Origin of the sequence: Nocardioides hwasunensis (assembly GCF_014779665.1) — a bacterium.
Taxonomy (GTDB): Bacteria; Actinomycetota; Actinomycetes; order Propionibacteriales; family Nocardioidaceae; genus Nocardioides; species Nocardioides hwasunensis.
The window spans coordinates 112,075-139,067 of record NZ_JACXYY010000005.1; the positions used below are offsets into that span (position 1 = coordinate 112,075).

Annotated in this window: 24 protein-coding genes and 1 tRNA gene; 15 read left to right on the forward strand and 10 right to left on the reverse strand. The window is 71.1% G+C overall.

Annotated elements, in window-relative coordinates; translation table 11 throughout:
- Window positions 1–18: 18 nt before the first annotated feature.
- Together IEZ25_RS13000 and IEZ25_RS13005 are read left to right on the forward strand one after the other, a co-directional pair.
- On the forward strand, window positions 19–1,212 hold the full coding sequence (locus IEZ25_RS13000) for a hypothetical protein (protein ID WP_191199869.1): 1,194 nt from the start codon (window positions 19–21) through the stop codon (window positions 1,210–1,212).
- Window positions 1,213–1,243: 31 nt separating this feature from the next.
- Window positions 1,244–2,248: a lamin tail domain-containing protein gene (locus tag IEZ25_RS13005; protein ID WP_191199870.1), complete on the forward strand. Its 1,005-nt coding sequence runs from the start codon at window positions 1,244–1,246 to the stop codon at window positions 2,246–2,248.
- Between the two features lie 20 nt (window positions 2,249–2,268).
- Here the strand turns inward: IEZ25_RS13005 and IEZ25_RS13010 are convergent, their stop codons facing one another.
- From IEZ25_RS13010 to IEZ25_RS13035, 6 genes are all read right to left on the reverse strand, one after another.
- On the reverse strand, window positions 2,269–3,009 hold the full coding sequence (locus IEZ25_RS13010; RefSeq protein ID WP_224748970.1) for an SDR family NAD(P)-dependent oxidoreductase: 741 nt from the start codon (window positions 3,007–3,009) through the stop codon (window positions 2,269–2,271).
- A complete protein-coding gene (locus tag IEZ25_RS22280; protein WP_191199871.1) occupies window positions 2,996–3,766 on the reverse strand; it encodes a 2OG-Fe(II) oxygenase in 771 nt (256 codons plus the stop codon). Before IEZ25_RS22280 ends, IEZ25_RS13010 begins: the two co-directional genes overlap by 14 nt.
- The gene (locus IEZ25_RS13020) at window positions 3,763–4,410 is read right to left on the reverse strand and encodes a hypothetical protein (RefSeq protein WP_191199872.1); all 648 of its coding nucleotides are present in this window, start codon (window positions 4,408–4,410) and stop codon (window positions 3,763–3,765) included. The genes IEZ25_RS22280 and IEZ25_RS13020 overlap by 4 nt, the downstream gene beginning before the upstream one ends.
- Window positions 4,411–4,423: 13 nt before the next feature.
- Window positions 4,424–4,825: a YbaB/EbfC family nucleoid-associated protein gene (locus tag IEZ25_RS13025; RefSeq protein WP_191199873.1), complete on the reverse strand. Its 402-nt coding sequence runs from the start codon at window positions 4,823–4,825 to the stop codon at window positions 4,424–4,426.
- An 11-nt stretch (window positions 4,826–4,836) separates the two neighbouring features.
- Complete coding sequence (locus IEZ25_RS13030; RefSeq protein ID WP_191199874.1) at window positions 4,837–5,883, reverse strand: hypothetical protein; 1,047 nt, start codon at window positions 5,881–5,883, stop codon at window positions 4,837–4,839.
- 84 nt (window positions 5,884–5,967) lie between these two features.
- Window positions 5,968–6,570, reverse strand: coding sequence for a hypothetical protein (locus IEZ25_RS13035; protein ID WP_191199875.1), 603 nt, complete (start codon window positions 6,568–6,570; stop codon window positions 5,968–5,970).
- A 98-nt stretch (window positions 6,571–6,668) separates the two neighbouring features.
- Here IEZ25_RS13035 and IEZ25_RS13040 point away from each other — a divergent pair, with 98 nt between their 5' ends.
- Together IEZ25_RS13040 and IEZ25_RS13045 are read left to right on the forward strand one after the other, a co-directional pair.
- The gene (locus IEZ25_RS13040) at window positions 6,669–6,974 is read left to right on the forward strand and encodes a hypothetical protein (RefSeq protein WP_191199876.1); all 306 of its coding nucleotides are present in this window, start codon (window positions 6,669–6,671) and stop codon (window positions 6,972–6,974) included.
- A gap of 1 nt (window position 6,975) precedes the next feature.
- Window positions 6,976–7,803: a WXG100 family type VII secretion target gene (locus tag IEZ25_RS13045; protein ID WP_191199877.1), complete on the forward strand. Its 828-nt coding sequence runs from the start codon at window positions 6,976–6,978 to the stop codon at window positions 7,801–7,803.
- Between the two features lie 4 nt (window positions 7,804–7,807).
- Here the strand turns inward: IEZ25_RS13045 and IEZ25_RS13050 are convergent, their stop codons facing one another.
- Window positions 7,808–8,281 carry a YbaB/EbfC family nucleoid-associated protein gene (locus tag IEZ25_RS13050; protein WP_191199878.1) on the reverse strand — a complete coding sequence of 158 codons (474 nt, stop codon included), beginning with the start codon at window positions 8,279–8,281 and terminating at the stop codon, window positions 7,808–7,810.
- 126 nt (window positions 8,282–8,407) lie between these two features.
- Window positions 8,408–9,658 (reverse strand): S8 family serine peptidase, encoded by a 1,251-nt coding sequence (locus IEZ25_RS13055; protein WP_191199879.1) that lies wholly within the window; start codon window positions 9,656–9,658, stop codon window positions 8,408–8,410.
- A 43-nt stretch (window positions 9,659–9,701) separates the two neighbouring features.
- On the opposite strand from IEZ25_RS13055, the gene IEZ25_RS13060 reads away from it, so the two are divergent.
- The 8 genes from IEZ25_RS13060 to IEZ25_RS13095 all read left to right on the forward strand — a co-directional run bounded on the left by IEZ25_RS13060 (window position 9,702) and on the right by IEZ25_RS13095 (window position 22,365).
- Window positions 9,702–11,174, forward strand: a complete 1,473-nt coding sequence (locus IEZ25_RS13060; protein ID WP_191199880.1) for a DUF7059 domain-containing protein — start codon at window positions 9,702–9,704, stop codon at window positions 11,172–11,174.
- A 119-nt stretch (window positions 11,175–11,293) separates the two neighbouring features.
- Window positions 11,294–13,420 (forward strand): PQQ-dependent sugar dehydrogenase, encoded by a 2,127-nt coding sequence (locus IEZ25_RS13065; protein WP_191199881.1) that lies wholly within the window; start codon window positions 11,294–11,296, stop codon window positions 13,418–13,420.
- Between the two features lie 36 nt (window positions 13,421–13,456).
- The gene (locus IEZ25_RS13070; protein ID WP_191199882.1) at window positions 13,457–14,470 is read left to right on the forward strand and encodes a sugar phosphate isomerase/epimerase family protein; all 1,014 of its coding nucleotides are present in this window, start codon (window positions 13,457–13,459) and stop codon (window positions 14,468–14,470) included.
- A gap of 177 nt (window positions 14,471–14,647) precedes the next feature.
- Window positions 14,648–17,380, forward strand: a complete 2,733-nt coding sequence (topA, locus tag IEZ25_RS13075) for a type I DNA topoisomerase (RefSeq protein WP_191199883.1) — start codon at window positions 14,648–14,650, stop codon at window positions 17,378–17,380.
- Between the two features lie 133 nt (window positions 17,381–17,513).
- The gene (locus tag IEZ25_RS13080; RefSeq protein ID WP_191199884.1) at window positions 17,514–18,953 is read left to right on the forward strand and encodes a Vgb family protein; all 1,440 of its coding nucleotides are present in this window, start codon (window positions 17,514–17,516) and stop codon (window positions 18,951–18,953) included.
- 39 nt (window positions 18,954–18,992) lie between these two features.
- Window positions 18,993–19,631: a dTMP kinase gene (gene tmk, locus IEZ25_RS13085; RefSeq protein ID WP_191199885.1), complete on the forward strand. Its 639-nt coding sequence runs from the start codon at window positions 18,993–18,995 to the stop codon at window positions 19,629–19,631.
- Window positions 19,628–20,809, forward strand: a complete 1,182-nt coding sequence (locus IEZ25_RS13090) for a DNA polymerase III subunit delta' (protein ID WP_191199886.1) — start codon at window positions 19,628–19,630, stop codon at window positions 20,807–20,809. Before tmk ends, IEZ25_RS13090 begins: the two co-directional genes overlap by 4 nt.
- The gene (locus tag IEZ25_RS13095; protein ID WP_318152214.1) at window positions 20,806–22,365 is read left to right on the forward strand and encodes an alpha/beta hydrolase; all 1,560 of its coding nucleotides are present in this window, start codon (window positions 20,806–20,808) and stop codon (window positions 22,363–22,365) included. Before IEZ25_RS13090 ends, IEZ25_RS13095 begins: the two co-directional genes overlap by 4 nt.
- A gap of 88 nt (window positions 22,366–22,453) precedes the next feature.
- On the opposite strand, the gene IEZ25_RS13100 is transcribed toward IEZ25_RS13095, so the two are convergent.
- On the reverse strand, window positions 22,454–22,897 hold the full coding sequence (locus IEZ25_RS13100; protein ID WP_191199887.1) for an OsmC family protein: 444 nt from the start codon (window positions 22,895–22,897) through the stop codon (window positions 22,454–22,456).
- Window positions 22,898–23,024: 127 nt separating this feature from the next.
- Between IEZ25_RS13100 and IEZ25_RS13105 the strand changes: the two genes are divergently transcribed.
- Window positions 23,025–23,097, forward strand: a tRNA-Thr gene (locus tag IEZ25_RS13105).
- Window positions 23,098–23,165: 68 nt separating this feature from the next.
- On the opposite strand, the gene IEZ25_RS13110 is transcribed toward IEZ25_RS13105, so the two are convergent.
- On the reverse strand, window positions 23,166–24,317 hold the full coding sequence (locus IEZ25_RS13110) for a PucR family transcriptional regulator (protein WP_191199888.1): 1,152 nt from the start codon (window positions 24,315–24,317) through the stop codon (window positions 23,166–23,168).
- 81 nt (window positions 24,318–24,398) lie between these two features.
- Between IEZ25_RS13110 and IEZ25_RS13115 the strand changes: the two genes are divergently transcribed.
- A complete protein-coding gene (locus IEZ25_RS13115) occupies window positions 24,399–25,319 on the forward strand; it encodes a proline dehydrogenase family protein (RefSeq protein WP_191199889.1) in 921 nt (306 codons plus the stop codon).
- A gap of 33 nt (window positions 25,320–25,352) precedes the next feature.
- A complete protein-coding gene (gene pruA / locus IEZ25_RS13120) occupies window positions 25,353–26,993 on the forward strand; it encodes an L-glutamate gamma-semialdehyde dehydrogenase (protein WP_191199890.1) in 1,641 nt (546 codons plus the stop codon).

Consider the following 26,993-nt stretch of genomic DNA (forward strand, 5'->3'; position numbering starts at 1 on the left):
TGAGGAGAAGGAACAGACATGGTCGACGCCGAGTACAACTACCAGAGTGTCTCGCGACAGCAGGACACCAGCAGCTACAGCCAGGACTACGACACGATCAAGGCCGGCTTCGAGAGCAACGTGCAGCCGGGCTCGATCGAGGGCGCGAAGTCGGCGTGGAGCAACATCGCCACCCTCATGGGCGAGGACGGCGCTCCGCGCATCCTGTCGCTGGCCAACGACCTGTTGAGCTCGTGGGAGTCCGAGGCATCGGTCGAGGCCCAGGAGCACCTCAAGTTCGCCGAGGCGACCGCGCGTGCGCTCGCCGACAACGCGATGCAGATGGCCCGCGGGTTCGACTACGCGCACCAGTACGCCACCTGGTACCGCGACCACATGCCCGGCACGGGCATGGTCCAGACGGGCGCCGACGACGGCTACGCCCGCGAACACCTCGTCGCCTACCTGACCCGGATCAACGAGGTCACCGGCTACAACGTGCCCCCCTACGTCCAGACCAAGCTGGCACAGTCGGGCGTGACACCGCCCCCGAACCCCGAGATGCCCGGTGTGGGTCCCGGCCCCGGGCCCGGTCCCGCAGGCCCCGGTCCCGGGCCGACCCCCGGGCCGACTCCTGGGCCCACCCCTGGACCGACTCCCGGGCCGACCCCCGGACCGACTCCCGGGCCGACCCCTGGACCGACTCCCGGGCCCACCCCTGGACCGACTCCCGGGCCCACCCCCGGACCGACTCCCGGGCCTCACCCCGGTCCCATCCCCGGTCCGGGCGACGGCGGCGTCGGACCCGGCTCGTACCCGGGTGCCGACGGTGGCGGTGGCGGAGGTGCCCACGGCACCGGCCTGGACTCTCGTTCCTCCCTGTCGGGTCTCGGGTCCGGTGGAGGCGCCGGCGGCAGCTTCAGCGCCGGCAGCGGCGGTCTCGGTGCCGGCGGAGGTGGTCTCGGTGCCGGTGGCGGTGGCCTCGGCGCGGGAGGTGGCCTGGGCTCCGGCGCACCCAGCGGTCTCGGTGCGGGTGCTGGCGCAGGTGCCGGCTCCGGCCTCGGTGCCGGCGCGGGCGGCGGCATCGGCGCAGCAGGCCGTGGTGCCGGACCGGGCATGATGCCTGGTGCTGGGGCGAGCGGTCAGGGCGACGAGGAGCGCGAGCGCGAGACCTGGCTCGTCGAGGACGAGGATGTGTGGGGCGGCGACGACGTCCCCCCGGACCTCACCTGAACCGACCGACCACCTCTTCGACAAGGACAGCATGATCGTGAAGACGATGCGTCTCGGGCGCACCGCACTGGTGCTGGCGTCGCTGGCACTCGCAGTCTCCGCCTGCGGTGACCAGCCGTCGTCCGGATCGGCGGCCTCTGGCTCGTCGGCGCCGGACGACTCAGCCGCCACCGAGTCGGGCTCGAGCCTCGGCGCCGAGCTCGGCGACTACGACGGACTGTGCTCGTGGGTGTCACCGTCCGACCTCGAGGCGATCTTCGGCGAGCCGGTCGACGCCGTGGGCACCAAGGAGTGCCGCATCGTTCCGGCCGACTCGGCGGGCTCGGACGGCTTCTACCACGTCCGCCTCGACCAGGACGCCGGCTTCGACGCGCTGCTGGCCAACCTCGAGCAGAACCAGTCCGGCATGGGGTTCTCGATCTGCGACACCGACTCCACCCGGTGGCAGGGCATGCGTCTGAGCCGTCAGGTGACCTGTCCCGACGGGGGAGGTGGCGACTTCGCGCCGCAGGTCTCCCTCGAGATCGGGCCCGGCCGGGTGCTCACCAACCAGCCGTTCAGCGCCGACAGCGAGCAGGCCGCGCAGGAGGCCAGCCAGCGGTTCGTCGAGATCATGAAGGTCTTCGCCGCCGGCGTCGAGGGCAAGCCGGTGATCAACGAGGTCATGCCGGGCGCCTGGCTCGAGGTCTACAACCCCGGCAAGCAACCGGTCGACCTGTCGGGTGCCGAGCTGACCGGCTACGACGACTTCGACGACTCCCTGTCCGGCACCCTGCCGGTGCCTGACGGCTCCACGGTGGCACCGGGTCAGCGCCTGGTGCTCGACATCTCGGGCCTCGAGGGCACGACGGGGGACACCCCGTTCATCCAGCTCGCCGACGCCGACGGTCGCCTCATCGACGTCGTCGAGCTGACCAGCGTCGACGACGGAGAGGTCGTGCGCCGCAACGGCGACGGAGGGACCTTCTGTGCCTTCGGCTCCGCTGACGTCACCCAGGGCGAGCCCAACCCGGCCCGCACCGACAGGTGCGAGTGAACGACTGACCGACCGGCGCCTCAGCGGGACGGGCGATCGTCCTCCATCGCGATGACCCGACCGGTGATGGTCTCCCGGTCGAGCCGGGCGATCGCGTCAGCGACGTCCTCGGTGGGGATGAGTCCCGGGAACGAGGTGGGCGCGAGTGCGTTCACCCGGACACCGAAGGCGTCGAACTCGTCGGCCAGGTGGCGGGTGAGCTGGTTGAGCGCGGCCTTGGACGCCGCGTAGACGCCTTGGCCGAGTCGAGGGTAGACGCGGGATCCGGACAGGCTCGAGATGTTGACCACGCTCCGGTTCTCCGCGCGGTTCTCGGCCGCTCGGTCACGCCAGAAGAGCTGGGCCACACGCACGGCGAGCTGCAGCGGCACGGCCACGTTGACCGCGAGGTGCCGCGACAGGTCCTGCACGGCCCCGTCGGCGTCGACGAGCCCGCGCGGGTGGTGGCGCTGGTGCCCGGCGCCGTTGACCAGGACGTCGATGCGGTCGTGACGCGCCAACGCCAGCTCGACCACCCTGTCGACCTGGCCGGGCTGCTCGAGATCGGCCATGACCGTGAAGACGCGCGCCTCGTTGTCGGCGAGGTCCGCGTCGGGCGCGAGCGGGTCGACGAAGGACTCGTGCTGGGAGGCCACGGCGGGCACCCGGGTGCGACAGACGGCCACGATGTCGTGGGTGCGGGCGTACCGACGGCAGAAGGCGTCACCGAGCACGCCGCCCGCACCAGTCAGCAGGACGACTCGACGCTCACCAGTAGGCAATGCTCTGCTCTCCCCATCGCTGGACCGCCTCGGACTTGCGGCGGTGGACCCACATCACGACGCTGTTGCGCTCGTGGCGGGAGTGGCCGGCATAGCCGTGCCAGGTGAACGGCGTGCTCTCGAACATCACGAGCGAGTTGTTGACGGGCGGCACACCGATGCCCGTGCCCCGCTGGACGGCGTCCGACGACGGGTAGATCCCGGTCTCACCGCCGTCGCCCGGACGCCAGTCGGGGTTGTCGAGGTAGAACAGGACCGACACCCCCCGCACCGTCTCGCGCCCCTCGCTGCCGGGGCGGGTGGGTCCGAGCTGGTAGTCGATGTCGTCGACGCCCTCGTGGCGAATCTCGTCGTCCTCGGGCCAGCCGCCGCCGAACCAGCCGGGGTTGAGGTCGTTGTGGGGCCACCCGGCACGTCCGCCGGGCGGATGGTGGTGCAGACCGGCCGTGACGTCGCCGGTGGCGCGGACCCCGAAGAGACCGGCGACCAGGTCGTGCCACGGTCGTGACACGAAGATCCCGAGCGGGCCGTCGGCGTGATCGCGGACCAGCACGCTGCCGGCGTCGTAGTTGCGGATGTTCTTCTGGAACAGCCCTGCCTGCTTGATGTGCTCGAAGTGTCGTTCCAGCTCGTCGTAGAACGCGGGGACGAAGACGTTCTGGGCGACCACGTGCGGGAACGGCAGGCTGCGCCGCACCCACCTCCGGTGGGCCAGCACCGTCGAGAGGTCGGCCGGGTCGAGGCCCGTGCCGGTCACTGACGTCCCTCCGTCGGGGCCGAGCCGGACAGCGCGGTGACCAGGCGGTCGAGGTGCTCGGCGCGATGGCTCTTGCCGAGCATCCGGGACGCGGGCCAGGACGCCGGCTGCCCGGTGACCTCGCGCCACTGACGGGCGTGGGTGCGGGTGGTGGGTCGCTCGAGCAGCTCCTGGGTGAGGGCCTCGGGCAGGCCCACCGCGAGATGACCCGCGGCCGTCAGTCGTACGTCGGTGATGCTGGCGAGCGGCACCTCGAAGTCCCACCCCTCGTAGGCCGGTGCGGTGCGGCGGGCCGAGTGGAGCCGGCCGCGCACCACCTCGCCGTCGACCTGCAGCACCGGATGGCCGGCGCCGTTGAGCCACCACGACGAGCCGAGGCCGTAGGCGACCAGGCCCGCCACGACGAGGACCAGGATGCCCAGCACGACGAGCGCGACGGACGTCAGGGACAGGTCCCCGTTGGCGGCCCGCTCGGCCATCACCGCGGCCGGCACCAGCACCACCGCCACGGCAGCGACGGCCAGGGTCCACGTCGTGGTGCGTGAGGCTGACCCGCCCCGGGACCGCGGCGCGGACATCCGGGTCGTGCCGAGCGGCGACAGGGCGCGCCACAGGCCGCGCTCGCAGACGAGCTCGACCGCCATCAGTGGCTCGCCATCAGCGGGCCCGGTGCTTGGCGGCCAGGTCCTCCATACGGCGCTTCTGCTCCTCGAGCTGCTCCTGGGCCTCCTGCATCTGGCGGCGCAGGTCACCGATGCCCGGCACCTCGATGCCGGTCATCGAGCCGGCCTGCTCGGCGAGGATCCGCTGCACCTGTTCCTGGCACGCCTCGGATGCCCGCTTGGTCGCGACGAGCACCCGCTCCCGGAGGTCGTGGGTGTCCAGACGACGGGCACGCGGGTCGAAGACGATGTCGACGAGCAGGTTGCCGGCGCCGACCGTGGCAGTGACGAGGTCGTCGTCGTCCGCTCCGGTGGCAGTGACGTCGGCGAGGGTCTGCGCCGCCTTCTGGGACTGTGCGCCCAGCGTGTCGAAGAGCTTCTGGAGCTCGCTGTCCATGGTGACGCTCCTCAGATGGGGGCTTCGAAGTTCGGGTCGACGTGGAATTCTTGCAGGTCGGGGGTGCCCTGGGCGCCGCCGTCGGGGATGTTGAGGAAGGTGGCGAGCTGCTGGTTGAGCGCGCTCAGGACGAGCGAGACCGCCGAGGCGGCACCGGCAGCGGCCATGAAGCCCGTCATCCACGCGCTCGAGGCGGCCAGCCCGACTGCCTGGATGATCGGCTGGAGGACCGCCGCCTGCGGGCCGATGCTGGCCGAGTGCATGAAGACCAACCAGGCCAGGAACGCGGCCGCGAAGACCACGAGGGCGCCCCACAGGATCGACAGGGTGATGCCGACCGCGGTCAACACCTCGCCGACCGCGTCGATGAAGGTGGTGAGCTCGGAGAGGTGGGTGGTCAGGCGCTCGCTGTTCTCGCCGAACCCCTGGGCGCCCGCGCCCTCCCAGCCGTCGGCCGCGTGGCTGAGGGCCTGCGACACGGCGATGTTGAGAGTTCCGGTCAGCTCGTCGGCCTGCGCCTTCAGGGCGCCGGCGGCCTCGAAGATGCTGGGGATGTTGCTGATGAAGAGCAGGGACGTGATGGCGGCCGGGATGAAGGCCGGGCACAGGGCGGCACACGAGGCGAGCGTCCCGCCCGCCGCGCTGATGGCCGCCACGGTGAGCAGCCCGCCGACGACGCCCGCCCCGAGGGTGACGGGCACGGTGTTGCCGAGCGCGCCTGGCAACGAGTCGCCGAACGTCTGGGACGCCTGGCCGGGACCGCCGAACCCGGCGACGTTCAGGTCCTCGGAGGCGGCGTACTGGGCAGCGGTGTCGCGCAGGGCGGCGGCCAGGTCCGAGGTGACGTCGCCCGCGCCCTGGAGGTCGAGGGTGATGTAGTCGAGCCGGCTGCGGTACATCGCGTCGAACCAGGCGAGCGCGACGCCGAAACCGGGCGCGTCGACCGAGGCGTTGGTCTGCAGGTTGGTCGCCGCCGCGGTGTAGGCAGGCGAGACGTCCTCGGCCAGGCGCCTGGCGCTCGCCTCGAGGTTCTCAGGCTTGACCGTGAAGTTGCCCATGGTGCGATCCTCTCGTGGGTGTGGATGCAGCCTTCCCGGCTGGCAGCGGGCCAAACCCGACGCGGTCGGCGCCGGGGGCCGGGTTCACGGGGACCAGGTGGTGGACCGGGCCTGGACCAGGCACAGCGTCCAGGCGATCGTCAGCGCCCGCACGGACAGGTCCGCCTCGGGACCGAACCCGACGTGGAAGCCCCACGCGCCTTCGGTGGCGATCGCGATCTCACCGACCTCGGCGGCGTCGTCGCCCTCACCCTCCACGACGCGATACATCAAGACGGGCTGTGACCTGCGCTCGCCCAGCGCCGGGACCAGCTCTCCGAGGACCCGTCCGTCGGGCGCCTGGAGCGAGGCCGGCGTGGTCGGCGTACGTCCCCTGGTGGGCACGGCCCGGCCCAGCAGCGAGCCGTTGGCCAGCGACACCTCCGGCGCGAAGCCCCGCATGGTCGTCCTGGGCTTGACGACCTCCAGGAGGCGGCGATCCTCGGCGTCGCTGACGGTCCAGTCGTAGCGGGCCCGACCGGAGTTGCCCAGCACCCGCCCGAGGCGGCTCAGCCCACTGGTGTGGTCGCGTGCGGTCGCCACCAGCTCACCGCCGGCGCCGGTCAGCGTGCACCCTCGGCCGGAGGCGACGACGTTCGTGCTGGCGAGGGTGACGAACAGGGCGTCCGTCTCGAGCAGGGTGACCATTCCCGGGAGTCTGCCACCCGTCGGGGCCTGTCTCGGCGTACGCCCCTGCTCGGCGCCAGCGGGTTTGAGACGTCCGGGATCGGGATAGGTTGCGCCGTGTGAGCGAAGAATGGGTGGACCCGACGGCCCTGCGCAGCACGGCGCCCGAGTTCGAGACGGAGGTCGGCGCCGCCCTCGGTCGGGCAGACGGTCATCTCCAGGGCCCGCCCCGCCAGGTGTCGTTCACGGCCTTCTCGATGGTCGGCGGCTTCCTGGCCGGGGCCTACACGGAGGCGCTGAACTACACGTTGGCCGACCTCGACACCAAGACCACGCTGCTGCACGAGTTCCGCCAGCGCCTGGAGTCGACCGCCACCACGTGGGAGACCGCCGAGGAAGCCAGCACCGTCGAGACGGGGGAGTGACATGGGAGCGATGGGTGGCGTCGACCAGATGGCGCAGGCGGGCTTCATGATGACGGTGGCCGCCACACCGCTGATCCCGGTCGGTTGGGCGTGCGCCGGCTCGATGCTGCCCATGATCGGCGACCCCGACGCCCTCCTCGAGGCGGGGATGGCGTGGTTGGACGCGGCGCAGGAGATCCAGGACGGGCTCACCGCCAACATGGACCTCACCAACTCGCTCGGCTCGAGCTGGCAGGGCGCCGACTACGACGCGTTCACCGAGAAGGCGGCCGACCTCTCGCGTCAGCTCATGGTCACGATGGCGCTGGCCTACGCCGTCGGGGTCGCCCTGATCCTGGCCGCGATCGCGGTGATGATCGCCTGCATCATCGTCTTCGTGATCGGCCTCGGCTTCGCCCTCTGGTCGGCCGCGATCCTCTTCGCGATGGCGACGGTCGTGGGCAACCTCGGCCCGGTCGAGGTCCTGATGTTCGACGCGAACATCTGGGCGCTGCAGGCCGAGTCGTCACTGATGTCGGTCAACAGTGGCCTGAGCACGACCTTCAACGTCCTGGCCGGCACCGTGACCGCCGCGCTCGCAGCCGACGTGGGCCTGCAGATCGCGTTCGGCAACGAGGAGGCGCTCGGTGACCTGGCCCAGGCCACGGTCCTCAGCGTCCCCACGATCACCGCCGGGCTCGCCTCGGTGTTCTTCCGCGACAGCGTCGCCCTGGGCATGAAGCCACCGTTCAGCAGCGGGATCGTGCGCGGCCTCGGAGTGCTGATGGGCACGGGCGTCGTCGACCCGGTGGGCGACGTGACCGAGCAGGCGGATCCGACGCGCGGCTGAGGGGTCAGCGACCCAGGTCGCCCATCTGCCTGCGGAACTGCTCCATCATTCCCTGGACGTCGCCCAGGCTGCGGCTGAAGCTCTCGCGGACCTCGTCGATGTTGGCCTGCGCCTCGTCGAGGTCGACGTCGGGCAGCGGACCGAAGGCTGCGGCCGCCTCTCGACGCTTGGCCTCGAAGTCCTCGCGGGCGAGCCCGCTCACCCGGACGATCTCGGCCGCCAGGTCGACCGAGGGCATGCGCATGGCACGCGGGTCCAGCGTCAGGCCGGCGAAGCCCTTCTCGGCCGTCCAGGTCGCGGTGACGTAGCCGTCGTCGTCGGAGGCCTCACCCACGACGGCTGCGACCTCGTCGCGGATCCGGCGCATCTCCTCGGCCCGCGCTGCGGGGTCGGCGGCGGAGGCTGCCCCCGCCTGCAGGGCGGCGGTCATCTGGGTCAGCTGCTGGAGAGCGGACATGTCGGGTCGCGGAAAGTTCATCGTTCCTCCGGGGCCGGTCCTGGGTGGACGCCCCTGGTGGGCGGGCAGGTCACGTCATGCGGGGACATTGAATCATCGGCGCCGCACGGCCAGCGGCGAACCGGCTGCGATCGAGGGGCGACCCGGTCAGTCGGCGAGAGGAGCCGAGCGCGCCCGCGGGGCGCCGCGCTCGCGGACGTGCCGGACGGCGATGGTCGCGACCAGCACCACGAGCGCCAGGCCCAGCAGCGCGGCCGCGGCCACCATGCCCGCATCGCGGAGCGTGTGGTCGGGGGGAGGCGGCAGGTCGGGCGCCGGGGCCGCCGGCAGCGGCTGCTGCGGTGCGGTGATCCGGCGGTCGTCGCGCTCGGCGGTGACCGCCAGGTAGGGGTCGACGATCCCGTAGCCGTAGCCCGCGTCGGGAACGCTGACCCCGGGTGGGTCGGCGGTCGCCTTCAGGCGGTTGACCACGCGGGCGGCCGACAGCCGGGGGTGCGTCTGCCGGACGAGGGCCGCCGTCGCGGCGACGAACGGGGTGGAGAAGCTGGTGCCGTCCTCGGCGTAGTAGCCCTGGATCTGGGTGGGACCGAGGATCTGGGCGCCGGGGGCGACGATGCCGACCTGCGTCCCCGACACCGAGAACGCGGTGAGCTGGTCGTCCTGGTCGGTCGCGCCGACGGTGATGACGTTGCCGAAGCCCTCCTCCTCGGCGTACTTGCCGGGGTAGGCCTCCGGGAGGTCGGAGCCGGACAGGTTGCCGGAGGAGGCGACCACGACCACGTCCGCCGCCGCGGCCCGCTCCATCGCGGTGCGCAGCTCGGGGGTGTCGGGTGCCTGCAGGGAGAGGTTGATGACGTCGGCGCCACCCTCGACCGCGGCGATGATCCCGCGGGCGACGGCGGCGGAGTCGCCCCCGATGTCACTGGTGTCGGAGTCGCGGTACTTGATGGGCATGATGGTGGCCTCGGGTGCCAGACCCATGAAGCCCTCGCCGGTCATGGCCGGAGCGCCGATGATCGCCGCGACGCGCGTGCCGTGGCCGTAGTCCTCGCAGTCGTAGGTGTCGTCGGCGGCGTAGGGGCCGCCCATGACGTTGAGCGGAGTCCGGGTGCGGATCAGCGCGGCCTGCGGCTGCACCTGGGTCAGCCCGCTGTCGATGACCGCGACCGTCACGCCGGCTCCGGTGGCGAAGCGGTGGACCCGGTCGAAGCCGAGACGCTCCTGCGCCCACGGCACGACCCCGGGGGCGTCGGCGCCGGGCTTGACCTCGCACCCGCCGGGCTCGGCGGCCGCCGGCACCGCGACGGCGCCGGCCAGCGCGGCCGTGCAGACGAGGGTGAGCGGCAGCAGAGCCACCCACCCCGCGGCGCGGCGCACCCGCGGCCGGAGTCTGGTCATGGCGACAGCGTAGACGCCGGGCCCGGCCTGAGAGGCTGTCGTCATGAGTCCCGACGTCGCCGCCCCGCTCCGCGAGGCGCTGCTCTCCGCCGACTTCACCTACGACCGCGTGGCCGAGGCGATCGGCGACGAGGCGCATCGCGCGCTCGGGCGCAACGAGACCCTCCCCGCGCTGCGGCGTACGACGTCGGGCTCCCCGCTCGACACGCTGGTCCGGCTGTTCCTGCTGCAGACGCCGGTGGCGCGCGAGGAGGCCGACCGGGCACTGCCCGGGCTGGTCGACCGACTCTGCAACGCCGGACTGCTCGAGCAGAGCGTCGGCGAGGTGGCGGCCCGGACCGACTGCCGCCCCTACGCCGCGGACGACCAGGACCTCTGGATCGTCTCCGACCTCACGCCCGGTCTCGACGGGGCGCCGGTCGCGGTCGGCCCCGACCACGTGCTCGGCATCTCCAGCGCGTCGACCAGCCTGGCGCAGCTGACCATGCGCGAGCCGGTCGGCTCCGCCCTCGACCTCGGCACCGGGTGCGGGGTCCAGGCGCTCCACCTCGCCGCGCACGCCGGTCGGGTGGTCGCCACCGACGTGAACGCCCGTGCGCTCTGGATGACCCGGCTGAACGCCGCGCTCAACGGCGCCGAGGTCGACGTGCGGGTCGGCTCCTTCTTCGACCCGGTCGCCGGGGAACGCTTCGACCTGATCGCCACCAACCCGCCGTTCGTCATCTCGCCGGCGACCGGCGAGCGACTGGTCTACCGCGACTCCGGGCTCCCGGGCGACCGCGTCGTCGAGCACATCGTGCGCACCGGCCCGGACCACCTGACCGACGGCGGCTGGCTGCAGGTGCTCGCCAACTGGGCGGTCGTCGACGGCCAGCCCTGGGACGAGCGGCTCGGCTCGTGGCTGCGCGAGGACTGCGACGCGCTCGTCGTGCAGCGCGAGACCCTGGACCCGTCGGCGTACGTCGAGCTGTGGCTCAAGGACAGCGGCCACCACGGTGGTCCCGAGTACGCCCGGCGCTACGACACGTGGCTCTCGTGGCTGGAGGAGACCGGCATCGTGGGAGTCGGCTTCGGGTGGATCAACGTGCGGCTCGGCGGCAACGCTGGATCCGGGGCAGGCGCGCACCAGCTCCTCGAGTGGCCCTACGACGTCGAGCAGCCGATCGGCCCGTCGATCCACGCCTGGGGGGATGCGGTGGCCGACCTGCGCGGCGTCAGCGACGCGGAGCTCCTCGCACGGACCCTGCGCGCCCGCGAGGACGTCCAGCAGGAGACGGTCGGCCGCCCGGGCGCCGAGGACCCGGAGGCGATCGTGCTGCGTCAGCAGCGCGGCTTCCGGCGGGCCCGGAGTGCCGACACGGTCGAGGCCGCGTTCGTCGGGGCCAGCGACGGTGACCTCACGGTCGGCCAGCTGCTCGGTGCGCTCGGCGTGCTGCTCGAGCGCGACGAGGCCGAGCTCGGTTCGACCTACCTCCCCGTGGTCCGTGAGCTCGCCAGCGAGGGCTTCCTCATCTGACCCACCCGCCCCACCACTTGTGTCGGCAGGTGGGCAAAAGATGTGCGCCGATTGACGTGACGCCGGTCACCTGCCTACGTTGCTAGGGCTCCTTCATCTCGGAACAGGAGAACCCTTTGATGAAGCACCCCCATCGCAGCTTGGTCGCGGCCGCCGCCGGCGCCGCGCTCTGCCTGCCCCTGTTCGCCGTCACCACGTCCGCCAGCGGGCACGAAGGTCACGACGACGCAGCCCCACCCCCGCCCAAGGGCGCGTTCCAGAAGGTCACCCTCAACGACCGCCCAGGCGAGCCCATCGACCTCGCCGTGCTGCCCAACAGCGACGTCCTGCACACCACGCGCGACGGCGTGATCTGGCACAACGACGCCAAGACCGGCGTCAACAGCGTCGCCGGGCGGATCCCGGTCTACCTCCACGACGAGGAGGGCCTCCAGAGCATCGCCATCGACCCCGGCTTCGACGGCAAGAAGAACAACTGGATCTACGTCTACTACTCGCCGCCGCTCGACACCCCGGCCGACGACCCGCTCACCGAGTCGATCAACGAGGGTGACGCACCCGAGACCGGCACGGCTGCTGACTTCAAGCCCTACCAGGGCCACCTCACGCTCGCTCGGTTCCGCTTCGCCGGTGGCAAGGTGCGGCTCGGCTCCGAGCAGAAGATCCTCGACGTCCCCGTCGACCGCGGGATCTGCTGCCACGTCGGGGGCGACATCGTCTTCGACTCCCAGGGCAACCTGATCATGTCCACGGGCGACGACTCCAACCCCTTCCAGTCCGACGGCTACGTGCCGCTCGACGAGCGCCGTGACCGCAACCCGGCGTTCGACGCGCAGCGCACCGCGGCCAACACCAACGACCTGCGCGGCAAGATCCTGCGGATCAAGCCGAAGGCGGGCGGCGGCTACACCATCCCCCGGGGCAACCTGTTCCCGAAGGGCACGCGCAAGACCCGCCCCGAGATCTACTCGATGGGCTGGCGCAACCCGTTCCGCATCGAGATCGACCCGAAGACCGACGCGCTCTGGGTCGCCGACTACTCGCCCGACGCGAAGAAGGCCAAGAAGAGCCGCGGACCGGCCGGCCACGGCAAGTGGGCGGTCGTCGACGAGCCCGGCAACTACGGCTGGCCCTACTGCGCCACCGCGCGCCTGCCCTACAACGACTACGACTTCGCGAAGAACAAGAGCGGCAAGAAGTTCGACTGCTCGGCGCCGGTGAACACCTCGGTCCACAACACCGGCAAGCGCAAGCTCCCGCCGGTCACGCAGCCGGAGGTCTGGTACACCTACGGGAAGTCCAAGCAGTTCCCGGGTCTCGGCAAGGGCGGCATCGGCCCGATGGCGGGTCCGGCCTACGAGTACGACGCCCGCGTCGCCAAGAAGAAGAACTCCGTGGCCTGGCCGAAGCGCTACGACGGCACCCCGCTGTTCTACGAGTGGACGCGTGACTACATCAAGGGCTTCCACCTCGACGGCACGTCGGTCGGGATCGAGTCGATCGTCTCCGACATCGTCACCGACAACCCGATGGACATGGAGTTCGGCCCCGACGGCGCGCTCTACGTCCTCGAGTACGGCGACGGCTACTTCGCCGAGAACCCCGACGCCCAGCTCTCTCGCATCGACTTCGTCGGCAAGGGCGGCAACCGCAGCCCGATCCCGGCGATCACGGCCGACCCGGCTGCCGGCCGCGCACCGCTGACGGTGAGCTTCTCCAGCAAGGGCACGAAGGACCCGGACGGCAACAACAAGTCGCTGAAGTACGCCTGGGACTTCGACGGTGACGGCAAGGTCGACAGCCGCAAGGCCAACCCGACCCACACCTACACGAAGGACGGCTCCTACCGCGCCAGCCTCCGGGTGAGTGACAAGGGTGGCCGCAGCGCCTCGGCCGACGTCGACATCATCGTCGGCAACCAGGCACCGGTCCTGGAGTTCGTCACCCCGGTGGACGACCAGCCGTTCACGTTCGGCGACACCGTGACGTACGAGGTGAAGGTCACCGACGACGACCCGGTGGACTGCAGCCGGGTCACCGTGACCTACGTCCTCGGGCACGACACCCACGGGCACCCCCAGTCGACGGCCACCGGATGCACCGGCTCGCTGACGACGACGGTTCCCGGCGGTCACGACCCGGCGACCGACAACCTGTCGGCCGTGTTCGTCGCGGCGTACACCGACACCGGCTCGACACCCGGGCTCAGCGGCTCGGCCGAGGTCGTCCTCCAGCCGGCCGGCTGACAGCCCCACCCCACACCCCCGAGAAAGAAGGCTCACATGTGTTTCGGACATGACGGTGACCTCGCCCTGCGCGAGTCGCTCGAGAAGAAGGGCGCCAGTCGCCGCGGCCTGATGCGCGGGGCCGTCGCCGGCACCGCGGGTGTCGCGGCGCTCGGCATCGCCGGTCCCGCATCGGCGGGCGGCAAGGGCGGCAAGGGCCCCAAGGGACCCAAGCCCGGCCACGGCCACGGTCACGGCCGGCGGGGCGAGGTCGCGCAGGACCGGATCAGCATCCAGCTCTACACGCTGCGCGACGCGATGACGTCGGACAGCAACGTCAAGCTGATGCTCGACCAGCTCGCGAAGTTCGGCTACGAGCGCGTGGAGCGTGCCGGGCTCTACACCTACACCGCGGCGCAGCTCAAGCGTGAGCTCGACGCGCGTGGCATCTGGGCCTCCTCGAGCCACGAGGGGATCAGCGAGAGCACCGCCGCGCTCAACAAGAAGCTCGACGACGCCAGCACGTTCCGCCAGAAGTACGTCGTGGTGCCCTACCTCAACTCCGACAAGCTGAGCGACTGGCAGCGGTGGGCCGAGCAGATGAACGTCGAAGCGGCCGCCGCCAAGCGGCGCGGCATCCGCTACGGCTACCACAACCACGCGCACGAGTTCACGATCGACCTCGGCGGCGGTCGCACGCCGTGGGACGTCCTCACCAGCGAGCTCGACCGCAAGCTGGTGCACCTCGAGGTCGACCTCTACTGGGCCTACACCGGTGGTGTCGAGACCGGGGCGGCCGACCCGCTCCAGTTCGCCAAGGACGCCGTCAAGAGCTCGCGCCACCAGGTCCTCCAGTACCACGTGAAGGACCGCCACGGAGCCGATGCCGCCGCCCTCTACAACCAGACGCCGGGCGACATGGCCGACCTCGGGCTGGGCGTCATCGACTTCCCGGCGCTGTTCAAGAACCACCAGGTCGAGGAGTACATCGTCGAGAACGACACCCCGGACTTCGCTCCGGCGGCCACGGCCTCGGCCGGGTTCCGCTACCTGCAGGGACTCGAGTTCTGACCGGAGTTCTGACGCATCACCTCTCGTCGCGGGCCCCACGTCCACCTCGGACGTGGGGCCCGCGGCGTACGCCGTCCGGCCCGCCTGTGGACGCCGAGGGGTGGTGATCTCGACAGGTGGCGCTACCGTTGCGGCGCTGAGCAACACAGCAGCGCACAACTCGAGGGAGCAACAACTGTGGCAAAGCTCGTGATCGTCGAGTCGCCCGCCAAGGCCCGCACCATCGGCGGCTACCTCGGCAAGGACTACGTCGTCGAGTCGTCCATCGGTCACATCCGCGACCTGCCCAACAACGCCGCGGACACCCCGGCCAAGATCAAGGACAAGCCGTGGGGCCGGCTCGCCGTCGACGTCGACAACGGGTTCGAGCCCTACTACGTCGTGCCCCGCGACAAGAAGAGCCACATCGCCAAGCTGAAGAAGCTGGTCAAGGACGCCGACGCCCTCTACCTCGCCACCGACGAGGACCGTGAGGGGGAGGCCATCGCCTGGCACCTCCTCGACGAGCTCAAGCCGCCGAAGGGCCTGCCGGTCCACCGGATGGTCTTCCACGAGATCACCAAGCCCGCGATCCTCGCCGCGGTCGAGAACCCCCGCGAGATCAACGACGACCTCGTCGAGGCCCAGGAGGCGCGCCGCATCCTCGACCGCCTCTACGGCTACGAGGTCTCCCCGGTGCTCTGGAAGAAGGTCATGTCCGGCCTGTCCGCCGGCCGCGTCCAGTCCGTCGCCACCCGGCTCGTCGTCGACCGTGAGCGCGACCGGATGAAGTTCCGCGTCGCCTCCTACTGGGACCTCGACGCCACCTTCGACGCCGGCACCGGCCACGACCCGCGGATGTTCCCCGCGAAGCTCCACAGCATCGACGACGTCCGCGTCGCCCGCGGCGCGGACTTCGACAACACCGGCGAGCTCAAGGGCAAGGGTGAGCGCGCCCATCTCAGCCGTGCGGACGCCGAGGCGCTGACCGCCGGCCTCGCCGACACGACGTACGACGTGCGCTCGGTGGAGTCCAAGCCCTACCGTCGCTCGCCCTACGCCCCCTTCCGCACCACCACGCTGCAGCAGGAGGCCAGCCGCAAGCTCGGGATGAGCGCGAGCGTGACGATGTCGGTCGCCCAGCGGCTCTACGAGAACGGCTTCATCACCTACATGCGTACGGACTCGACCACGCTGTCGGGTGCCGCGATCGGAGCGGCGCGCGACCAGGTGCGCGAGCTCTACGGTGCCGAGTACGTCCCGGACTCGCCGCGCGCCTACACCTCGAAGGTCAAGAACGCCCAGGAGGCGCACGAGGCGATCCGTCCTGCCGGCGACACCTTCCGCACGCCGGCGCAGACCGGTCTGTCGGGCGAGCAGTTCCGCCTCTACGAGCTGATCTGGATGCGCACCGTCGCCTCCCAGATGAAGGACGCGGTCGGCAACTCGGTCACCATCCGCATCGGTGGCGCCGCCGCGGACGGCCGCGACGTGGTCTTCAGCGCGAGCGGGCGCACGATCACCTTCCACGGCTTCCTCAAGGCCTACGTCGAGGACATCGACGACGCCTCCAAGCGCAAGGACGACGCCGAGACCCGGCTGCCCAACCTGACCGAGGGCGCCGCGGTCTCCGCCGCGACGCTGAGCCCGGAGGGCCACGAGACCAAGCCGCCCGCGCGCTACACCGAGGCGACCCTGATCAAGGAGCTCGAGGACCGCGAGATCGGCCGCCCGTCGACGTACGCCTCGATCATCGGCACCATCTTGAACCGCGGCTACGTCTACAAGAAGGGCACCGCGCTGGTGCCGGCGTGGCTCGCGTTCTCGGTGATCCGGCTGCTCGAGGAGCACTTCCCGCGCCAGGTGTCCTACGAGTTCACCGCCTCGATGGAGGACGTCCTCGACGAGATCGCCGGCGGCCGCAAGGACCGCGCCACGGAGCTCGGCGAGTTCTACTACGGAGCCGGCGACGTCATCGGCCTCAAGACGCTGGTGACCGACCTCGGCGACATCGACGCCAAGGAGATGGCGACCTTCCCGGTCGGCACCGCCGAGGACGGCATCAACCTCCGGGTCGGTCGCTACGGCCCCTATGTCGAGGGCCCTCCGTCCGAGGACGGCGACGGTGCCCCGGTGCGCGCCAACGTCCCCGACGACCTCCCGCCCGACGAGCTCACCGTCGCCAAGGCGAAGGAGCTGCTGGCCACCCCGGCCGGCGAGGAGCAGGTCGTGGGCAGCCACCCCGACACCGGGCTCCAGATCGTGGCGAAGAACGGCCGCTTCGGCCCCTACGTCACCGAGCTGCTGCCCGAGGACGCGCCCAAGTCCGCCAAGCCGCGCACCGGCTCGCTCTTCAAGTCGATGACCCTCGACACCGTCACGCTGGAGGAGGCCGTCAAGCTGCTCGACCTGCCGCGCGTCGTCGGCACCGACGCGGACGGCACCGAGATCACCGCCCAGAACGGTCGCTACGGGCCCTACCTCAAGAAGGGCACCGACTCGCGCTCGCTCACCAGCGAGGACCAGATCTTCGACATCACCCTCGACCAGGCCCAGGCGATCTACGCCCAGCCCAAGCAGCGCGGTCGCGGTGCGGCCACCCCGCCGCTGAAGGAGCTCGGCAACGACCCCGTCTCCGGCCAGCCGGTCATCGTCAAGGCCGGCCGCTTCGGCGAGTACGTCACCGACGGCGAGTACAACGCCACGCTCCGCAAGGACGACACGGTCGAGTCGATCACCCTCGAGCGCGCTGCCGAGCTGCTCGCCGAGCGACGCGAGCGCGGTCCGGCCAAGAAGGCAGCCAAGAAGGGCGCGAAGAAGGCGCCGGCGAAGAAGACGGCGGCCAAGAAGACCACGGCGAAGAAGGCGGCGGCGAAGAAGACCGCCACCAAGAAGACGACCGCGAAGAAGGCCGCGGCCAAGAAGTCCTGACGTCGACAGTGGAGCCAACGGCCGGACCTACCGGTAGCATGCTCCACTGTCCGGCGGCATCGGGTCGTCCGGCTCGCGAGAACTTCACCGTCGCAGGGGTTTGCCGGACCCGCGGAGTGGTGAGGTGTCAGGCATGACCCGCGCTCGCACCGCTCTGCTCGCCGCCCTCGCGCTCCTCGTGAGCCCCCTTCTCGTCGTGGTCGGCACGACGCCTGCGCACGCCGCGGTCAGCGTGTTTCCCGTCCCCACGAGCAACGCGAAGCTGGGGAGGATCACCACGGCGCCCGACGGCAGCATGTGGTTCCTCATGCGCGACGCCAACAAGGTCGGACGCATCACGACCGCGGGTCAGATCCAGGAGTTCGCGCTGCCGCCGACCGACTCGGCTGTCGCCGGACCTGCCAAGGGCCTGGACGTCGGTCCCGACGGCTCGGTGTGGGTGACCACCGACCACGGCAGCAACCTGACGCGGCTCTCCAGCGCGGGCGTCGTGCTGAACGACTGGACGTTCCCCAACTACGACGGCTGCGTGAGCACCTGCCCCTACGGCGGCGAGGTGCGCGTCGACCCCAGCGGCACGGCCTGGGTGACGATGAACTACGGGAGCTCGTTCATCGTCAAGGTGACCCCCGACGGCCAGCTCACCGCCTCCGACAACTCGCCCGAGTGCGACGACGTCCTCGGCGAGGCCGCCGACGGTGCGATGTGGTGCCAGAGTGGCAACCCCTCGTCGCAGAACACCATCGTGCGGGTGAACGCCGATGCCGCCGGGGGAGTGTCCTACCCGCTGCCCAGCGACGCGTCGTACCCCTCGGGGCTGGCGGCCGGACCGGTCGGGTCGATCTGGTTCACCCGCAACAGCGGCGGCACGATCTTCACCAGCCCGTCCCGCGGGTCGATCGGCTACCTCGACGCCGCCACGGCGGCCACCACGATCTGGTCGACCGGATCCAGGTCAGCGCCGCAGGACCTCGTCATGGGGCCGGACCGCCAGATGTGGTTCACCAACCGCGGTGCGGCGCCGGGCATCGGGCACATCAGTGCGAGCGGGGTCGGTGCGATCAGCTCCGTGGGCAACTACGAGCCGGAGTCGCTGACCTTCGGCCCCGACGGGGCGATCTGGTTCACCGACGCCAAGAACAACTCGGTCGTGCGGGTGACCACCGACCAGCTGGGCACGACGAACGTCGATCTCGGTGACGGAGTGACGATGATCCCGCCTGCCGGCCCGGGGCCGGTCCCGGGCGGGAAGACCAGTGTCGGCACGCTGCCGGCCGTCAAGGGCGTGCTCCCGGTCAGGAAGGGCAGGCTCGCCGTCCCCGTGAGGTGCGGCAAGGGTGCCGCGTGCGCAGGCAGGGTGACCGTCGAGCTCGCCCGGGGCGGCAAGGCTCTGTCGAAGGCCACGGGCTATCGGGTCAAGGCCGGCAAGAAGGCGAAGGTGCAGGTGAGGCTCACCACGAAGGGCCTGCGGCAGCTGAGGAAGGGCAAGGTCGTGAAGGTCCGCGTCGAGCTGACCGCGAAGGGGTCGAAGAAGGTGCTCGTCAAGCGGACCCTCAAGGTGCGCCGACGCTGAGCCGATCGAGGTGTCCCACCCTCCCCGTAGGGTGTCCGCGTGGACGAAGCGGTGTATGCGGAGCGCGGACTCTTCGTCTGCTTCGAGGGCGGCGAGGGTGCCGGCAAGTCGACCCAGTCGCGCCTGCTCCGCGACTGGCTGACCGCGCGCGGCGAGACCGTGCTGCTGACCTTCGAGCCCGGGGACACCCCCGTCGGGAAGGAGCTGCGCCGGATCGTGCTCGACCCGGCGACCGGTGACCTGTCCGATCGCACCGAGGCCCTGCTCTACGCCGCCGACAAGGCCGAGCACGTCGACCACGTGGTCCTGCCGGCCCTGGCGCGCGGCGAGGTGGTGATCACCGATCGCTACGTCGACTCGACCCTGGCCTACCAGGGGGCCGGCCGGACGCTGGCCGTCCCCGAGGTGGAGGCCGTGGCCCGGTGGGCCACGGGCGACCTGCGACCGCACCTCACCGTCGTCCTCGACCTCGCGCCGGAGGCCGGGCTGGGCAGGTTCGACGAGCGCGACCGCATCGAGGGTCAGTCGCTCGAGTTCCACCAGCGTGTCCGGCAGGGGTTCCTCGATCTCGCCGCCGCCGACCCCGACCACTACGTCGTGCTCGACGCGCGGGCGCCGATCGACGACCTCGCTGCCGCCATCCAGGCGCGGATCGAGCCCCTGCTGGAGCGCGCATGACCACGACCTCGACGGCCTCCACGGTCTGGGACGGTCTCGTGGGTCAGCGACCGACGATCGAGCTGCTCAAGCAGGCCGCTGCGGGGCACGGCATGACGCACGCGTGGCTGGTCACCGGTCCGCCCGGGTCCGGCCGGTCGAACGTCGCGCGCGCCTTCGCGACCGCGCTGCAGTGCGAGACGCAGACCGGGTGCGGCCACTGCGAGGCGTGCCGCCTCGGGACGAGCGGCTCGCACCCCGACATCACCTGGGTGAGGTCCGAGACGTCCGTGCTCTACGTCAACGACATGCGTGACCTGGTGCAGTCGGCGGCGAAGTTCCCGGCCATCGGACGCTGGCAGATCGTCGTGATCGAGGACGCCGATCGCCTCGGCACCCCCGAGAACCCCCGCACCGGCAACGCGCTCCTCAAGGCGATCGAGGAGCCGACGCCCAAGACGGTGTGGCTGCTCTGCGCGCCGACCGTGCAGGACGTCCTGCCCACGATCCGCTCGCGGTGCCGCACGCTCACGCTCGCCACGCCCGGCACCGACGACGTCGCCCGGTTCCTCGCCCGCCACGACCAGATCTCCGAGACCGTGGCCGGCTTCGCCGCCCGTGCCAGCCAGGGCCACATCGGCAGGGCACGCGCGCTCGCGCTCGACGAGCGCACCCGCACGCGCCGGCGCGAGGTGGTCAGCATCCCGGCCCGGCTCACCACGCTCGGGACCTGCATGACGGCTGCCACCACCCTCGCCGAGCTCGCCAAGGAGGAGACCGAGGAGATCACGGCCGCGGCCGAGAAGCGTGAGCTCGACGAGCTGCAGGCGATCTTCGGCAGCGAGCGCAAGGACACCACGTCGCGGTCCTACCGCGCCGCCCTCGCCGGTCTGGAGAAGCTGCAGAAGCAGAAGGCCAAGCGCCGCGTCCTCGACGTCATCGACCGCGCGCTGATGGACCTGGTGTCGGTCTACCGCGACGCGATCGCGCTCTCCGTCGGCGCTCCCGGCCAGCTCGTCAACGAGGAGCTGCGCGGAGACGTCGAGTCGGTCGCACGCGCGGCCTCGCCCGAGGACCTCCTGCGGATGATCGACGCGATCTTCACCGCCCGCGAGCAGATGCTGGAGTTCAACGTGCCGCCCCAGCTGGCGCTGGAGTCGATGGCGGTCGCGCTGCAGCTGTCCGGAGGACACCGGTGAAGAAGACGCTCGCGATCATCGCGGTGCTCGCCCTGGCCCTGACGACCTTCCTCGCGGTCGGGCTCGCGGTCCGCGGGCCGGGGACGGACGACCGTGCAGATGCGCGGCCCACCCCGTCGCCGACCACGCCGCCCCCGGCGTCGGTCACGCAGCCGCCCGAGCCCGACCTGGCCGACCTCTACGCGCAGCGGATCGACTGGCAGCCGTGCGAGAGCAACGCCGACCACGACTGCGGGTTCCTCACGGTGCCCGTCGACTACGCCGACCCGACGGGGGACACCATCGACCTGGCCCTCCTGCGGGTGCCGGCCAGCGGCGCGCGCCTGGGCTCGATGGTGGTCAACCCCGGCGGCCCCGGCGCCCCCGGCACGACGTACGCCCAGGCGGCAGCTCGGGTCTTCCGCGAGCCACTCCGCCAGGCCTACGACATCGTCGGGTTCGACCCGCGAGGCACCGGTCGATCGGCCCCGGTCGACTGCCTCAGTGACGAGCAGCTCGACGCCTACCTCGCCGGCGACCCGAGCCCCGACACCCCCGACGAGGTCGCCGACTACAAGGCCGGCGTCCTGTCCTTCGGCCCCGACTGCGTGGCCAACTCCGGGCCGCTCATCGGGCACGTCACCACGATCGAGGCGGCCCGCGACGTGGACGTCCTCCGCTCGGCGCTGGGCGAGGAGACGCTGACCTACTTCGGTGCCTCCTACGGCACCAAGCTCGGCGCGACCTATGCCGAGCTGTTCCCCGAGCGGGTCGGCCGGTTCGTGCTCGACGGCGCGGTCGACATCTCGCTCGACGCCAAGTCGCTGGCGCTGGAGCAGGCGGCGGGCTTCGAGACCGCCCTGCGCGCCTACGTGCAGAACTGCCTCGACTCCACCGACAACTGCTTCCTCGGCGACACCGTCGACGAGGGTCTGACCACGATCAGCGACCTGCTCGCGTCGATCGACGACGAGCCGCTCCCGGCGGGCGATCGCGAGCTCACGGTGGGCAACGCCTTCTACGGCGTCATCACCCCGCTCTACAACCGCGACTACTGGTTCCTGCTGAGCACCGCGCTGACCTCGGCGCTGGATGGCAAGGGCTCCGCGCTGATGCAGCTGGCCGACGCGTACGCCTCGCGGACGCCGAGCGGCGCCTACGCCGACAACTCGATCGAGGCCAACTACGCCATCAACTGCCTCGACGACCCGAGCTCGGTGTCGTTCGCGCGGGTGCCGTCGCTGGTCGCCGAGTTCGAGGAGGCCTCGCCGACCTTCGGCGACGTCTTCGCGTGGGGGATGACGGGCTGCCGTGGCGTCGAGGTGACCTCGAGCGAGGCACCGCTCGACATCCGGGGCGAGGGAGCCGCGCCGATCCTGGTGCTCGGGACCACGCGTGACCCGGCGACCCCGCTCAAGTGGGCCGAGGCGCTGTCGGCCCAGCTCGACTCAGGGGTGCTCGTCGAGCGCGACGGCGACGGCCACACGGCCTACAACGCCGGCAACGACTGCATCGACACCACCGTCGAGGACTACCTCCTCGACGGGACCGTCCCCGACGACGGCACCACCTGCTGAGGTCCGGCCGACCGCAGGGTGGCTGCCCGGTCCGTCATCCCGACCCGGCCTCATGGGTGGGGATCGGGATGACGGACGGTGCGGAGCCTCAGCCCTCGAGCGCCGCGTCGAGGGTGATGTCGACCCCGGCGAGCGCCTTGCTGATCGGGCAGCCCGCCTTGGCCTTGTCGGCAGCCTCCTTGAAGCCGGCCTCGTCGAGGCCGTCGACCTCGCCGCGGACCGTGAGCGTGATGCCGGTGAGCTTGAAGCCGCCGGCCTCCTTGTCCTCACCGAGCGAGACGTCGGCGGTGACCTCCAGCGACTGCGGGGTGCCGCCGGCCTCGGCGATCAGGGCGGAGAGCTGCATGGCGTAGCACGAGGAGTGCGCGGCCGCGACGAGCTCCTCGGGGCTGGTCGTGCCACCGGCGTCCTCGGCGGCGCGCTTGGGGAACGAGACGTCGTAGGTCCCGACACCCGAGCTGGTGAGCTCGACCTGTCCGGAGCCGTCCTGGAGTCCGCCGTTCCAGGCGGTGCGAGCGGAGCGAGTGGGCATCATGTCTCCTGAACGGTGTGAGGCGTGCGGTTGTCTCCCGAGCCAACCACGCCTGCCCTGATTTCAGTCCCGGCCAACGTCCTCCGTATACTCACCGGCGGTCCTTCGAGCACGGCTCGGGGGCCGCGCCGCCTTAGCTCAGTCGGTAGAGCGAGTCACTCGTAATGACTAGGTCGTCGGTTCGATTCCGACAGGCGGCTCCGACTCCCCCGGGGACCCGAGACCCCGGGGGAGTCTTCTGTCCTCGGGCCGTGCGCACGCCCCGCCGTCAGCGCTCGGGACCCCGCGGCAGGACGAACGGCGCCAGCTCCAGCGCAAGCTGCAGCTCCAGCCGGCCGGTCCCGCTGGACAGGTCGATGCCCGTGGCACGCTCGACCTGTTCGAGGCGGTGGTAGACCGTCTGACGGTGCACGCCGAGGTGCGACGCGGTCCGGGTGGCGCTCGCCGCCTCCTGCAGATAGGTGCGCACGGTCTCGACCAGCGCGGGCTGGGCGCCGTGGAGGAAGGTGGCCACGTCCGCCGGGACGAGGGACCGGGCCAGGTCGGCGTCCCGCGCGACGCCGAGCAGCCTCAGCGGACCGAGGCGCTCCCAGGTCGTCAGCGAGGTGCCGGTCTGACGCCCCACCCGGAGGGCCACCAGGGCCCCGGAGCGGGCATCGGCGAGGTCGTCGATGGCGGGGACGACGGGACCGATCCCGACGATGGTCCGCAGGTCGAGGTCGGGGACCCGGCGCGACAGCCCCAGCCCGGCGAGCACGCTGGGGACGTCCACCGACGCGTTCGTCAGCGGCTCGGCCCGCACGACGGCGGCGCACACCTCGGCAGACTCCCGGATCCAGACCATCCCCCCTCGGCTGGGCCTGCTCGGGAGCTGGCGCGCGAGGTCGGGACGCTGCACGAGCGCGACGCGGACGGGCTCGTCGGGCGCGAGACCCGCCGCGCCGGCCAGCTCGGACGCCGCGCTGCGGGAGGCGTCGGGCCCTCCCTCGACGACGTCGCGGTAGCTGGCGTCGCGTCGCGCCTGCCGTCGCTCGGCCAGGCTGAGCAGCGCTCCGGCCGACTCAGCATAGGGACGGGCCTCCTCCCACCGGGACTCGGCGATCTCACCGTGCGCGTCGAGGAGCCAGAAGAACCCCTGGAGCCGTCCCAGGTGCCGCACGGGGACGCAGATGCGCGACACGATCCCCAGCTCGGCGTCGGCGGGTGTGCGCAGGGGCCTCTCCGCCTCGCCGATGCCGTGGGAGCGGAACCAGGTCCGCACCTCGGGGGTCGAGCCCTTCTCGAGGATGGAGCGTTGCCGGACCTGGTCGACGTCGCGCTGGTCGGAGAAGCCGAGCAGCCTGAAGTCAGGGTCCTCGAGGATGCACGGCGCTCCGAGGGTGGCGGCAAGATCGTCGACGAGGTCGTCCAGCGTGCTCATCTGACAAATGTCGCAGAGCCCACCGGATTCCTCGACCAGATGTCCATACTTCTCGCGGCCCGGCCTCTCTACGGTCGTCCCATGCTCAGCTCCACCCTCCTCCGCGCCTCGCGCAGCCCGCGAGCCCGCCGCGCCGTCGAGACGATCCCGGCCTCGCGTCGGGTGGTGAGTCGGTTCGTGGCCGGTGAGCAGCCGTCCGACGCCGTCGCAGCGACCCTCGAGCTGGCTCGCACCGGGCGTACGGCGACCATCGACGTGCTGGGCGAGGACGTGCGTGACGACGCGGGAGCCCGGCGCACCCGGGACGCCTACCTCGCCCTCGTCACGGCCCTCGCCGCCGCCGGAGCGCAGCCGGCCACTGACCTGTCCCTCAAGCTGTCGGCCCTGGGACAGGCGATCCCACGTGACGGTGCGGCCAGGTCGCTCGAGCACGCGCGGCAGATCTGTGCGTCGGCGGCCGAGCACGGCTTCACCGTCACCCTCGACATGGAGGACCACACGACCGTCGACGCGACCCTGGCCGCAGGCGAGGAGCTGCGAAGGGACTTCGCGTTCGTCGGCAACGTCTTGCAGTCCAACCTCCGCCGGACCTCTGGCGACATCGAGCAGCTCGGCTCGTCGTCGACCCGCCTGCGCCTGGTCAAGGGTGCCTACCGCGAGCCGGAGTCGGTCGCCTTCGCGCGCAAGTGGGAGGTCGACGAGGCCTACGCGCACGACGTCACGGCTCTCTTCGCCTCGTCCTGCTACCCGATGATCGCGACCCACGATGCCGCCATGCTCGCGCACGCGGTGGACGAAGCAGCTCGTCACGACCACCCGGCGTGGGAGACCCAGATGCTCTACGGCATCGCGACCAGCCTGCAGCAGGATGCCGTCGCAGAGGGACGCCACCTGCGTGTGTACGTCCCGGTCGGGACCGACTGGTACGGCTACTTCATGCGCCGGCTCGCGGAGCGACCTGCCAACGTGGCGTTCTTCCTCCGCGCCCTGACCTCTCGCTGACCCCCCTCCCACGACGACGACAAGGACCCCCACATGGACGCGATCTCTTTTCCTCCGGCTCCGGTCAACGAGCCGAACCTGACGTATGCGCCTGGCAGTGCGGAGCGGGAGACCCTCGTCGTCGAGCTGGCGCGGCTGGAGAAGAAGCAGCAGTCGTTCCGTGCGGTGATCGGCGGGCGGCGCCGCAATGGTGGCGGCGCCGAGATGAAGGTGGTCCAGCCGCACGACCACGCCCACGTGCTGGGCACGCTGAAGAACTCCACGGTCAAGGATGCCGAGTCGGCGATCAAGGCTGCGAACGACGCGGCCCCGGCCTGGCGGGCGATGGGTTTCGACGAGCGGTGCGCGATCATCCTCAAGGCCGCGGACCTGCTGGCGGGTCCGTGGCGTCAGAGGTTGAACGCGGCGACGATGCTGGGTCAGTCGAAGACGGCGTTCCAGGCCGAGATCGATGCGGCGTGTGAGCTGATCGACTTCTGGCGGTTCAACGTGCACTACGCCAAGCAGATCCTCACCGACCAGCCGATCGCGAACAGTCCGGGCATCTGGAACCGTACGGACCACCGTCCGCTCGAGGGTTTCGTGTATGCGATCACGCCGTTCAACTTCACCGCGATCGCCGGCAACCTGCCCACCGCCCCGGCGTTGATGGGCAACACGGTGATCTGGAAGCCGTCGCCGACCCAGCAGCTGGCCGCGTCGTTGACGATGGAGCTGTTGGAGGAGGCAGGCATGCCGCCCGGGGTGATCAACATGCTTCCCGGTGACGGCCTCGAGGTGTCGAAGGTGGCGCTGGCGCACCGTGACCTGGCGGGGATCCACTTCACCGGCTCGACGCCGACGTTCCAGCACCTGTGGGCCACGGTGGGGCAGAACATCTCCGGTTACCGGACCTATCCGCGGATCGTGGGCGAGACCGGCGGCAAGGACTTCATCGTCGCGCACCCCTCGGCTGACCCGGACGTGCTGCGGGTCGCGATGATCCGGGGTGCGTTCGAGTTCCAGGGTCAGAAGTGCTCGGCCGCCTCGCGGGCCTACATCCCTCGTTCGGTGTGGGTGAGGATCAAGGACCAGCTGATCGCCGACACCGAGGCGCTCACCATGGGTGATGTCACCGACCTGACGAACTTCATGGGTGCGGTGATCGACGACCGGGCGTTCGCCAAGCACAAGGCCGCGATCGCGCGCGCGAAGCGGGCCAAGCACCTCACGGTGCTGGCCGGCGGGCAGGTCGACGACTCGGTGGGCTGGTTCGTGCGCCCGACGATCATCGAGTCGAGTGACCCGGGCGACCAGATGTTCTCCGAGGAGTACTTCGGCCCGATCCTCGCGGTCCACGTCTACGACGACTCCTCGATGCCGGGCAGCTTCGAGAGGGTCGTGGAGCAGATGGAGTCGTTCGCGCCGTACGCGTTGACCGGTGCGATCATCTCGCAGGACCGCGCCGCGGTCGCGTGGGCCCAGGAGACGCTGCGGTTCGCGGCGGGGAACTTCTACATCAACGACAAGCCCACCGGTGCTGTGGTGGGGCAGCAGCCCTTCGGTGGTGGTCGTGCCTCGGGCACCAACGACAAGGCCGGTGCTGCGGTCAACCTGCTGCGCTGGACCAGCCCGCGCTCGATCAAGGAGACCTTCGTCCCGCCCACGGACCACCTCTACCCCCACCAGGGCTGA